We start from the raw sequence: 10,913 nt of genomic DNA on the forward strand, positions 1-10,913 counted from the left end.
CAGCCACCGTGGTTTCAAGGGGCGTTTCCTCGCAGGCTGAGCTGGCGAAGGAAGATTGATGCACCCAGGCGACATGAGACGGATCGAGTAGATTGTCAGTCATGTAGAGATAATTGCAGTTGAGCATCATCGATTCGCCACGATTGACGCCCCAGGCCGGATCATCGAAATGCTCGACATGGAAGATTTCCGCCGGGTCGGCATTGTCCGCCTCGCCCATCCAGATCCACACAAGACCATAGCGTTCTTCCACAGGATAGGATCGTACACAGGCGACATGTGGAATTTTCTCGGCGCCGGGAACGCGGGTGCAGGTGCCGGTCATATCAAAGGTCAGGCCATGATAGCCGCATTCGACCTGATCACCTTTGATGCGCCCCATGGAAAGCGGCAATTTCCTATGCGGACACGCGTCTTCAAGCGCCGCCGGCCGACCATCGCTGGTGCGATAAAGAACGATCGGCTCACCGAGAATCGTCACCGTCTTCAACTCGCGATTGACCTCATGATCCCAGGCAGCGACGTACCAAGCATTCCTTAAAAACATGATCGTTCCCCAATTTTCGATTTTAATTGCCAGCATGTTCAGGGGGGAGCACAGCAAATACAAGCTGACTAGTCCTGCGTTTTTATTTAGAGTAGCTAAAAAGTACCAACGTGAGTACAGCGGTTATGCTTAATTTGCCCTTGCGGGGATTGCAGGTTTTCGAGGCGATTGGGCGCTGCGGAACAGTGACAAAGGCGGCGCGCGAACTGGGAGTTTCACCCGGCGCTGTCAGTCAGCAGATACGCAGTCTTGAAGAGGCTATTGGCGTCACGCTGCTGGAGCGAAAAGGACGCCAGATAGCCCTGACCACTTGGGGCCGGATTTATCACGAGCAGATCTCGAAGGGATTCGAACAACTTGCCCGGGCGGGAGATGTACTCGAACGGGCGCGCAATCACGGCGTAATAATCCTGAGCGCGCTGACATCGGTAGCCAACCGATGGATTGGGCCAAAGATTTTTGACTGGCAATCACAACATCCGGAAGCACGCGTGCGCTTGAGCGGACAGGACATCGAGCCCCAGCTTGGCGTTGAGCCGGCGGATTTCCGCATAACCTATGGTAAACGCGTGCTGGCGCACGAGCACTATGTCGAGCTTTATCGCGACTGGGTGGTCCCGGTCTGTGCGCCACAATTGCTGGCTGGCGGTACGCTGCAGCAGCCGGCCGATATTTTGTCGCTACCGCTGTTGGGCATTGACTGGGAGAGCGATTATTTACCGCCGCCGAACTGGGCCGACTGGGCGCGCCATATAGGTGTTGATACATTGCATGCAGCGCCCGGATTTTCCTTTAGCCTGTCTACCGGCGCAATAGGCGCAGCTTTGAGTGGACGCGGCGTGGTATTGGCCCAAATTTCAATGATTGGAGAAGAATTAGCCGAGCGCCGACTGATTATACCCTATGACCTCCGCTTGCGGCTGTCGGAAAGCTATTATCTCGCGTGGGACCGCGCCGCGTTGAGCAAGCCATTTGGCGCGCGCTTCCAACGCTGGATCATTAAGGCTGCCAAATCGCAGGAAGCTATTTCGCGCGGGTCATGACTGCGCAGCAAGTCAGCCAAGAGATTTTAGAACGTTCCCAACCCTTTCCCTACACCCTCTGGACCGATAAACTGGTAGGAGCGCAAATATGTCAAATATGCGGCTGCCATGAAGACGCGATTTGTACAGGCGGTGTCCTTATCAACCAGGCGTTCAGAGAGCTCGGACGCGCGGTTCTTCATTTTCGCCACCTACTCCGCCCGCGGAAATTCTGAGAAGGGCTCAACGTCGTGGATGGAACAGCGCCAGCCGTATCGGTATCCTTCGAAAAGTGCCGCGAAATGGCGATCAACCTCATTGATGAGTAGGTTTCGGCGCTAAAGCTCCGCCAACTTCAAGCTTCGCTCGTCAATGGAACGCCCTAACGCTCCACACGGTGCGCACCGAACCAGCAGGGCACCGTCGATTGGTCACAGAAGGTTATCGCTTCTGATGTTGCCGATCAACTCCTACCTAAAACCCTGCTTACGGTTCGATCTCGATCCGCATAGCCGGAAACATTCCGGCAAAGTACGCCAATCGAATCGGTATACTTATAAACAACGGCGAATCCACACCATGATGTACGGCTGGATGAATTCGAGTGTATCCAGGGCACTGTTACTTTAACGAGAGTGCAGACGTAACGTATTCTTTGGCGCATCTGTCATGCGGATTTCAGGCACGTGATTTCGCGCCACATGTCAGTGGCGGCTTGTCGTAACTCACGATGATCGGCGGCATTGAATTGGTTTCGGGGGAAATAATTTAGGTTGTAGATCGGATCATGTATCGACGTGAAATTTTGCACATGTCGCGCCGATTTAAAGCGCTTCATAACCCGCTCTCGTCGTCGGATCGGCTGATGCGAATTCTCTGCCCGATTGTTCAAACCCTTATGCTGGCGATGATCGCAAACGCTAAGTCCCATCGTTCGTTTGGCAGCGCCATATGATCGTAGTTTATCGGTGACCATGATCCGGGGTGCACAGCCCTGTGCAGAGAGAAGCTTGCGCATGAAGCGCTTGGCGGCCTTGGTATTACGGCGTTTCTGGACCAGAACATCCAAAACAAAACCATCCTGATCAACTGCTCGCCAAAGAATGTGATGCTCACTTTTGATAGATATTACACATTCATCCAGGTGCCATTTATCGCCAAGCCGCGGTGTGCGGCGACGGATATTACTGGCATAAGCACGTGCGAATTTCTCCGCCCATTCGTACACGGTCTTATATGTGACGAAGATGCCACGATAAGCCAGCATGTCTTCAACCATGCGAAAGCTTAGCGGAAAGCGGAAATACAACCACACCGCCTCTGCAATAATCTCAGATGGATAACGATGGCGGCGGTAAAGCGAAGAACGAGGTTCGGTCATCACCCGTTATCGCAACTGATGTTTACACTTAGGTTAAGGTAACAGTGCCGTGTAAGCGGGGCAAATTTGGTGGCCAAGACCCTGTTTCTGATTCCAAGTCAGGAACGTTTACATCATGTATGAAATCCAGGCCATACTGCATCGAAATCTGAAACGATCAAAGCAAAGATTAAAACGGATCCCTGACCCAATCTTCAAATGCATGACGTACCCGAATTACAAAAACTGTTCCGTCTGCTTCAATTTGATAAATAATGAGGTGGGCTTTAAACGGGTGCACCCGCACAGGTGGAGAAATTTCTTCACGTGCACGTGCCATTTGTGGGTTCTTTGCAATTAAATCCAGAGTGTTAAACAACTCTGCATGATAGCGTTTCGCCTGCACAGGCCCAAACATTGCTATACCCTGCTCGGCGATAGCAATGATATCGTCTTCCGCAAGAACAGAGAGTTTAAATTCCATCAGTTGCGTTTCAGAGATTTTTCGGCGTTAGCGAGTGCCACTGCGAAGAGTTCATCCTGTGAACGACTTCCTGGGCCACTTTGTAAGCCCTCGTCAACAAAGCGCTGCATCGCTGCGATCTTATCGCTGCGCATTTGATCTTTACGGATCAAATCGCGCACATAGTCACTCGCATTCGAATAGCGTCCCGTTTTGGCCTGAGCCTCAACCCATTCTTTCATAGGATGAGGGAGCGATACGTTCATCGTTACCATCAAATTCTCCCTTCACTGCAATTAAAATCGCAGATTGGCAAAGTTTGTCAATGCTATTTTCACTAGCTACCTATCCATTTAACGTTCAAGGCCAGACCGTTGATTATGATTGCCAGTCAACAACGGGCCTTCGCATCCATCCGGTGTTCAATATCGTGTGTGTTAAACGTGGCCCCGCCACCTCTAAAAAGTGCTGTACAGATATTGGGCAGTAAACAGATCGAGATGCCCGCCACCGACATTCTTGTAGACCGTGATCTCGCGATCATCGCTGCGGCCCGGATGTTTTGGCTGACATAGCTCAATCAAATCAGCTTCGATCTGCTCATGCTTGATCAGTCCAGTGGCGAGCGGAATTCCGAGTTCGCCCGAACCATCACAGCAATGGCGCGTATCAACAAATACCCGTCCGGCACGACGGAACACGTCATCATCGGCTTCACGCATGTCCGGCATATAGGCACCGATCAGATCGACATGAGCGCCCTCTTTGAGGAGTTTTCCCTTAACCAGCGGATTGGTCGACATGGTGACACACGATATGATGTCCGCCATCGAGACTGTGTTATCGAGATTCTCCACGGCAACGATGTCGACGCCAGCAATGTCAAGTCGGCTGGCAAGTTTTTCCGCCCTGTCGAAGTTGCGGTTCCAGATAAAGACTTGATCGATCGACGGTCGGCTGGCGCAATGAGCCTGCACCACATGGGGCGCTAGCCCCCCGGCACCAACCACCAGCAAGGTACGGGCGTCCTTGCGCGCCAGCAGGCTGGCGCCAAGTGCCGAATCTGCCGCCGTCTTCTTGAAGGTTTCAATGGCGCCATCACAGACCATGAGTGCTTCGCCGGTCTGACCGCTGAACAGCGTTACCGTGCCCTGGATCGAAGGTTGGGCCACAGGAAGTTTGACATTCGCAGGGAAAACACCGACCAGCTTGACGGCAACCGCCTCCCCTTCGAGCCAAGCTACCAGGGACACAAACTGGTTGTCTGCGCTTTTCCGATCCTGAAGCACGGTAGTGTCGCTTTGCGGTCGTTTGCCGCTCGCATGCGCTTGACGCAAGGCTTCGATCAATCCCGGATAATCGAGCGCGGCTTCGGTTTGCTGTGCATTGAGAATTATCATCATTCGTTCCTGTCACGCCACGCGCTTCAAAAAACTTTTAGTACGCGGATGTTGTGGATTGCCCATAACCTTTTTAGGCGGGCCGGATTCAACAATCACGCCACCATCCATGAAAATCAGATGGTCGGCGACTTCGCGAGCGAAGTTCATTTCATGCGTGACGACAATCATGGTCACGCCATCTTCGGCCAACTGGCGCATCACCGCCAGAACCTCACCGACCAGTTCCGGATCAAGAGCTGATGTGGGTTCATCAAAAAGCATCAGCCGAGGCTGCATCGCCAATGAACGGGCAATCGCCACGCGTTGCTGCTGCCCACCGGAGAGCTGGTCGGGATAATAATTCGCGCGCTCGGTAAGGCCGACTTTTTCCAGCAGCTTCATCGCCGCGGCGGTGGCCGACCGGCGACCTATCTTGCGTACGATCATAGGCGCCTCGATGATGTTTTCCACCACGGTCTTATGGGGGAAGAGATGGAAGCCCTGGAACACCATGCCCATTTTCTGGCGCTGGCGTGCCAGTTCGTTGAAGGACATCGTATAAAGCCGCTCACCCTGCCAACGCATGCCGATCGGCTCGCCTTCCAGCAACACGGCACCGGAATCCGGCACTTCGAGATAGTTCAGGCAGCGCAGCAATGTGCTTTTGCCGGAGCCGGATGGGCCGACAATGCAGGTCACGTCCCCCTTTTCCACCGTCATGTCGATGCCGTCGAGCACCCGGTGATTGCCAAAAGATTTGGTCAGTCTTTCCACCTGCAGCAGTGGCAAGCTCGCGGGCGTTTCATTCATTTTTGATATCCAAGCGCAAATTTGAAGGGCAGAAGTCTGGATAGGAATGATGCGGAACGGGTGGTCTGCCGGGATTTCAGGTGGTTCTCGACATGGTGCTCGAGGATGGTCAGGGCAGTCGACAGGATGAGATACCAGATCGTGGCCACGATCAGCAGCGGAATGGTCTGGTAGGTGCGCGAATAAATCATCTGCGCCGAATAAAGCAGATCTGGCAAGGCCAGAACGCTGACCAGTGACGTGAATTTCAGCATTGAAATGGTGTCATTGCCGATCGGAGGAATGATGATGCGGATTGCCTGGGGCAACACGATCCGCGTCATGATCTGAAATCGCGTCATGCCAAGCGTCGCGGCGGCCTCGGTCTGGCCCGGGTTGATCGCCTGGATGCCAGCGCGGATGGTTTCGGCGGCATAGGCGCTTTCTGTAAAGGACAGGCCAAGCAGTGCTGCACTCATCGGCGTGATCAGCGTGTTCATGTCCCAGGACCACAATGTCGGCCCGAACGGAACGCCAATGGTCAGATTGGGAACCAGAAGCGCCAGATTGTACCAGAAAATCAGCTGAACCAGGGGTGGAACGCCGCGAAAGAACCATATCCACAGCCAGCTTGCCCATTGCAGCACCGGATTGGCCGAAAGGCGCATCACGGCCAGTATGATGCCGATTGCAAAACCGAAGATCATTGCGGCAAAAGTCAGGAACAGCGTGCGCGCCAAGCCAGCGAGAATGTCGGGATGAAACATGTAGCGCACAACAATGTTCCATTGCAGGTTCTCATTGGTCGCCAGCATATTGACAAAACTCAATGCGATCAGAATGAGCACGGCGCCGGTGATCCATCGAGACGGATGGCGCACGGGTATCGGTTTGACACTATGTATATCCGGCCGGTGCGCGACCGTCTTTGCTGTTCTTGCCATGATTTACTCCAGACTACCGTATCGTGTTTAGCGAAATTCGTATTCGAACTTACCAAACCCGCCGGCCCGTGTTCCGGGCCGGCCCTTGCGTAATGGACCGCGGCTGTATTCGCACCGCCGCCGGCTGACGGGCGTTCTCCTTCAATCGGCCCTGACTATTTTGGCTCCGGATTGTCCTTAGTAACCAGAACCGCCTTTTCCAGGGTGCCGGCGCCATCAACGCCCCACTTTGCCATGATTTCCTTGTAGGAGCCGTCATCGATCATGGACTGGATGGCATCACGGAAAACTGGCCCAAGCGCATCACCCTTGCGCACGCCAATGCCGTTGAAGACCGGATTGCTGACCAGTTCAGATACGCTGAAGCGTCCGGTAATCTTGGCCATATAATGCATTTTTGCCGATCCGGCCGCCACCATCTCAACACGCCCCGAGGACACGGCCAGCTCGGCAGCGTTCTGAGTGGTGAATTGCTGCAGGTTAATCGGCTTCTCACCGGCGGATTCGCACAATTCGGCGCTCTTTTCCTTCAGATATTGGTAGTCCCAGGCACCTGTCATCACTGCAACGCTATGGCCGCACAGATCTTTTTCCGACTTGATGGAAAAGTCCTTGCCTTTCAAGAAGGCATAGGCGGTGCCTTCCTTGCGCTGAGGAATGAAATCAAGCGAATCAAGCCGTTCCGGCGTCACACCGAAGGAAGAAAATCCGGCGTCAAAACGCTTGCTGGCCAGGCCCGGAATGATGGCGTCGAAACTGGTTGCGGTAAATTCGAATGGTACGCCAATGCGTTCCGACATGGCTTTGGCCATGTCGATGCTCCAGCCTTTCAGGACGCCGTCTTCGACAAACTCGTCCGGTGGCCAGTCATTGAAGGCAGCAATCTTGACGCCCTTCCTGTAATTCTCCGGCACAGCGTCCTGTAGTGCCTTGATCGGTGCGGCATGCACCGAGGTGATGCTGGCGGCCGTGGCCAGCGCCGCCAGCGCTACCATCATGCGCCGGGATGCGGTTTTGCGACGATTGGTCATTTATCTCCCCTTTGATTGGAACTTTATCCCCGTGCGAGGCTCGTCTTCTACTTGCGTTGCTGAAAATGATATGCGAACGTTCTCACAATATAGCCATTGATTGATCGCATCCGTCAAGTTGAAAGTTGAGATCAGGCCCATCATCGCCTATGAAACGGTACAGGTATTGAGCAGCGTGAAACTGCTTGGAAGGAACGCGCAGACATGAGTGGACGACGCGCCGACAAGACGACCATTGCCGATGTGGCGCGCCTGGCCGGCGTCAGCACCGCGACCGCCGGACGTGTATTGGGCGGCTATGGCTATACCAGCGAAGAAATCCGCGACAAGGTGAAGAAATCCGCTGATATGCTGGGCTATCGCCCCAATCTGCTGGCACGCAGTCTTATCACCGGGCGCAGCAAGACCATAGGCGTTGTCGCGGGCGACATGCAAAGCCCGTTTTACGCCAGTATTCTGCGCGGTATTTCCGATATGGTTCGTGCGCGCGGCTTTGGCTTGATCGTCACCAACAGCGATGAATCGATCGATCGTGAGCTGGAGGCAGTGGATCTTCTGCGCGAAAAGCAGGCCGACGGCATCATCATTGCGCCCTGTGATATTCTCAAGGCGCAGCACTTGCACGATGTCGTTGCCAGCGGCTGTCCGGTGGTTCAGATCGATCGCCGCGTGAAGGGATTGAAGGCGGATTCGGTGACCGTCAATGGCCGCCAGGCCGCCCACGCCGCAGTGACCCAAATGATTCTCGACGGCCATAGTCGGATTGGCGTACTGGCGGAACTCGAGCATGGCCGCTACAAGAACCTCAACGCATTTCTTCACGACCGCCAGCACAAGAAAATCGATATTTCATCGCTTTATCCGAGCTGGCAACGTCTGCTCGGCTATATCGAAGCGCATGAGGAAGCCGGGATCGCCTTTGATCCGAGCCTCGTTGCCCAGGTGGGCAGCTATTCGATCGATATCGCCCGCCAGCACGCCATCGCGTTGCTGACCCGGGAAAACCGACCTTCAGCGTTGTTTACCACCGATGGATTGATGTCAGCCGGCGCCATGCTGGCGATCAGCGAACTCGATATTTCCATTCCGCAGCAACTGTCCGTGGTCTGCTTCGACGATCTGGACTGGATGTCGTTCTTTACCCCTAAACTGACGGCAATCCGGCAGCCGCTGCTCGAGGTTGGCGAAGCCGCGGCGCGCCTAGTCCTGGAGCGGCTCGATAGCGCCGATCGGGCGCAGCAGGATATCGTGCTGCATGCCGAATGGCAGCCCCGCTGTTCGCTCGCCCGCCATCCCGGTTGATCTGGCCGGTCTTAACCTCAAAAAGACACGCGCAGCGGGCTCAATCCTGCAACTCGGCTATAGGCTCGCCGAGATCTATCGGCGCTGCATGGCCTGTACCGCCATATTGGCCGCATGTCGCCGCAGCAACACGTGACGCCGCCTGTAGCAATGTTGCGGGCATCTCGCCTTTCAACAGGCCATAAAGGGTGCGGGCAATGAAACTGTCGCCAGCGCCTAACGTGTCAACCGCCACAATCGGCGTTGCTTCGGCATAAAAAACCCCCTGCGCACCGGCAAGAACTGCGCCCTTGGTGCCGCGGGTGACCAGCACCCAATCCGCGCCGCTCTCGCGCAGGCAGGCAATAGTCGCCGTAACCTCGTCTGGCGAAAGCTCACCGCCCGAAACAGAGGCCAGAAAGCATCTCGGGCCGATGCGTCGAAAGTGTTCCACGTCGCGACGGGTGGAGAAATCATAGGACAGGCGTTGCGGCGCTATGGCATCCAGCCAGCCGTCAAGGCCGCTCGACTGACCAATATGGACGGCATCGAACCGGCGCGCAAACTGAATATCGGCAGCGCTCGGCTCAAACATCGACACTCCGAGATCAAAGCGGATGAAATAGCGATCATTATTGCCGCGATGACCAATGATGCAATAGGCCGTCTTGCCTGTAGCCTCCATGCGCAGATGCGAAGTATCGACGTCCTCGTCGCGCAGTGCGGCCTGAATGACCCTTCCAGCCGCATCTGCGGCAACCACGCCGATATAGGCCGCCTCGGCTCCAAAACGGCTCATATGGATAGCGACATTGACACAGTTACCGCCCGGAAACATTTCCCGACGCGAAATGTAACAATCGACGACATTATCGCCCATCGCCGCGATTTTAATCATTCTTATTTTCCCAATTGACAAGATGTGAGAACGTTCGCACACTAACGTAGAACTGTCAACGTATCGCGGGGTTGGTACCGGGAAATGTTGCACTGAACCGGAACGGCTGCCGATCGGCGCAGCTAGGCTCTTCAAGACGCTAAAAAGAGGAATAGAATGCCCAACCAACTTCCTACCGATATTGCTGAAACCTTGAATTCGCTTGCACAGCAGGATTTTTCGCATGTGTTTCTGGTTGCCTGCGGCGGATCGCTGTCAATCATGCATCCGGGCAAGTATTTTCTGGATCGCCATTCGGAACTGCTGACCTCTGATGTCTATAATGGCGACGAGTTCGTCACACGTGACCCGCGTCGCCTCAACAGCGACGCCATTGTCATTCTGTGCTCCCAGACGGGCACCACCAAGGAAACGGTGCGGGCGGCAGAACATGCCCGTCGCCGGGGCGCCTGCGTGATCTCCCTGACGCTGGATCCGCAATCGCCGCTCGCCGCCGCTGCCGACCACGTGCTGCAATACCAGGCGTCCTACACCACCGGCATTCCGATCGATGGCGCCGACAGCAATTACAGCGTGCTTTACATGTTGCTGGCGGGCATTGTCGATTTACGCGACAAGACCAGCCTGCTGCCCAAACTGCTGGAAAGCCTGCCGGCACTGCAACCGGCCATTGAACGCGGTCAGCAGCATTTTGATGAAACCTTTACCAGATATGCAGAGCGCTATGGCCGCGAAAAAGTCGTTTACACCATGGCTAGCGGTCCGGTTTATGGCGCAGCCTATTCATTCTCCATCTGCGTGCTCATGGAAATGCTGTGGATCAACTCGCAAGCTATCCACGCCAATGAGTTCTTCCATGGCCCATTCGAAGTCGTCGATAAAAATGCCTGCTTCGTCGTCATGATTGGGCTTGATGAAACGCGTGCGCTGGCCGAGCGTGGCCGGGATTTCCTGTACCGTTTCGGCGAGCCGGACAATATGTTGGTGCTGGATGCAGCGAAACTCGATCTCGCTGACATAGATGACACTTTCAAGGAATATTTCGTGCCGTTGATTTTCTTCGATGCGCTTTGGAAATTTGCCTATAAGTTGGCGGCGAAACGTGAACAGGTCATGCTGGACGGTCGCCGCTACATGAAAAAGATCACCGACTACTAACAGCACCCCGGCTCAATCTTCGTTGAAGTTGGGCCGGG

The 10,913-nt window shown here is 54.8% G+C and carries 11 protein-coding genes and 1 pseudogene; 3 read left to right on the forward strand and 9 right to left on the reverse strand.

The genetic code is table 11. The features are described from left to right. Positions 1-4 precede the first annotated feature (4 nt). Positions 5-547 (reverse strand): annotated as a pseudogene (locus OHI65_RS22810) (Rieske 2Fe-2S domain-containing protein); the annotation flags it as partial. Positions 548-672: 125 nt separating this feature from the next. Between OHI65_RS22810 and OHI65_RS22815 the strand changes: the two are divergent. After that, the gene (locus tag OHI65_RS22815; protein ID WP_151610692.1) at positions 673-1,590 is read left to right on the forward strand and encodes a LysR family transcriptional regulator; all 918 of its coding nucleotides are present in this window, start codon (positions 673-675) and stop codon (positions 1,588-1,590) included. Positions 1,591-2,236: 646 nt separating this feature from the next. Here OHI65_RS22815 and OHI65_RS22820 read toward each other — a convergent pair. The 7 genes from OHI65_RS22820 to OHI65_RS22850 all read right to left on the reverse strand — a co-directional run bounded on the left by OHI65_RS22820 (position 2,237) and on the right by OHI65_RS22850 (position 7,538). Continuing rightward, positions 2,237-2,950, reverse strand: coding sequence for an IS6 family transposase (locus tag OHI65_RS22820; RefSeq protein WP_011983098.1), 714 nt, complete (start codon positions 2,948-2,950; stop codon positions 2,237-2,239). A gap of 169 nt (positions 2,951-3,119) precedes the next feature. Further along, complete coding sequence (locus OHI65_RS22825; RefSeq protein WP_151610665.1) at positions 3,120-3,413, reverse strand: type II toxin-antitoxin system RelE/ParE family toxin; 294 nt, start codon at positions 3,411-3,413, stop codon at positions 3,120-3,122. Further along, complete coding sequence (locus OHI65_RS22830) at positions 3,413-3,667, reverse strand: type II toxin-antitoxin system ParD family antitoxin (protein ID WP_151610664.1); 255 nt, start codon at positions 3,665-3,667, stop codon at positions 3,413-3,415. Before OHI65_RS22830 ends, OHI65_RS22825 begins: the two co-directional genes overlap by 1 nt. A 183-nt stretch (positions 3,668-3,850) precedes the next feature. Beyond that, positions 3,851-4,795 carry an ornithine cyclodeaminase gene (locus OHI65_RS22835; protein ID WP_151610663.1) on the reverse strand — a complete coding sequence of 315 codons (945 nt, stop codon included), beginning with the start codon at positions 4,793-4,795 and terminating at the stop codon, positions 3,851-3,853. A gap of 9 nt (positions 4,796-4,804) precedes the next feature. After that, on the reverse strand, positions 4,805-5,584 hold the full coding sequence (locus OHI65_RS22840) for an amino acid ABC transporter ATP-binding protein (protein ID WP_151610662.1): 780 nt from the start codon (positions 5,582-5,584) through the stop codon (positions 4,805-4,807). Next, on the reverse strand, positions 5,581-6,507 hold the full coding sequence (locus OHI65_RS22845; RefSeq protein WP_151610661.1) for an amino acid ABC transporter permease: 927 nt from the start codon (positions 6,505-6,507) through the stop codon (positions 5,581-5,583). Before OHI65_RS22845 ends, OHI65_RS22840 begins: the two co-directional genes overlap by 4 nt. 155 nt (positions 6,508-6,662) lie before the next feature. Continuing rightward, positions 6,663-7,538 (reverse strand): ABC transporter substrate-binding protein, encoded by an 876-nt coding sequence (locus tag OHI65_RS22850; RefSeq protein WP_113534077.1) that lies wholly within the window; start codon positions 7,536-7,538, stop codon positions 6,663-6,665. A 204-nt stretch (positions 7,539-7,742) separates the two neighbouring features. Here OHI65_RS22850 and OHI65_RS22855 point away from each other — a divergent pair, with 204 nt between their 5' ends. After that, positions 7,743-8,840: a LacI family DNA-binding transcriptional regulator gene (locus tag OHI65_RS22855; protein ID WP_264359178.1), complete on the forward strand. Its 1,098-nt coding sequence runs from the start codon at positions 7,743-7,745 to the stop codon at positions 8,838-8,840. A gap of 40 nt (positions 8,841-8,880) precedes the next feature. Here OHI65_RS22855 and OHI65_RS22860 read toward each other — a convergent pair whose 3' ends face one another. Continuing rightward, on the reverse strand, positions 8,881-9,717 hold the full coding sequence (locus OHI65_RS22860) for a PfkB family carbohydrate kinase (protein WP_264359179.1): 837 nt from the start codon (positions 9,715-9,717) through the stop codon (positions 8,881-8,883). A 156-nt stretch (positions 9,718-9,873) separates the two neighbouring features. Between OHI65_RS22860 and OHI65_RS22865 the strand changes: the two genes are divergently transcribed. Next, positions 9,874-10,875 (forward strand): SIS domain-containing protein, encoded by a 1,002-nt coding sequence (locus tag OHI65_RS22865; protein WP_264359180.1) that lies wholly within the window; start codon positions 9,874-9,876, stop codon positions 10,873-10,875. Positions 10,876-10,913: the final 38 nt, after the last annotated feature.

The organism is Brucella sp. MAB-22, assembly GCF_025908475.1.
GTDB lineage: Bacteria > Pseudomonadota > Alphaproteobacteria > Rhizobiales > Rhizobiaceae > Brucella > Brucella anthropi.

Coding starts and splice junctions, on each gene's coding strand:
- OHI65_RS22815 (WP_151610692.1), top strand. CDS start 673: ATGCTTAATTTGCCCTTGCGGGGATTGCAGGTTTTCGAGGCGATTGGG.
- OHI65_RS22820 (WP_011983098.1), bottom strand. CDS start 2,950: ATGACCGAACCTCGTTCTTCGCTTTACCGCCGCCATCGTTATCCATCT.
- OHI65_RS22825 (WP_151610665.1), bottom strand. CDS start 3,413: ATGGAATTTAAACTCTCTGTTCTTGCGGAAGACGATATCATTGCTATC.
- OHI65_RS22830 (WP_151610664.1), bottom strand. CDS start 3,667: ATGGTAACGATGAACGTATCGCTCCCTCATCCTATGAAAGAATGGGTT.
- OHI65_RS22835 (WP_151610663.1), bottom strand. CDS start 4,795: ATGATGATAATTCTCAATGCACAGCAAACCGAAGCCGCGCTCGATTAT.
- OHI65_RS22840 (WP_151610662.1), bottom strand. CDS start 5,584: ATGAATGAAACGCCCGCGAGCTTGCCACTGCTGCAGGTGGAAAGACTG.
- OHI65_RS22845 (WP_151610661.1), bottom strand. CDS start 6,507: ATGGCAAGAACAGCAAAGACGGTCGCGCACCGGCCGGATATACATAGT.
- OHI65_RS22850 (WP_113534077.1), bottom strand. CDS start 7,538: ATGACCAATCGTCGCAAAACCGCATCCCGGCGCATGATGGTAGCGCTG.
- OHI65_RS22855 (WP_264359178.1), top strand. CDS start 7,743: ATGAGTGGACGACGCGCCGACAAGACGACCATTGCCGATGTGGCGCGC.
- OHI65_RS22860 (WP_264359179.1), bottom strand. CDS start 9,717: ATGATTAAAATCGCGGCGATGGGCGATAATGTCGTCGATTGTTACATT.
- OHI65_RS22865 (WP_264359180.1), top strand. CDS start 9,874: ATGCCCAACCAACTTCCTACCGATATTGCTGAAACCTTGAATTCGCTT.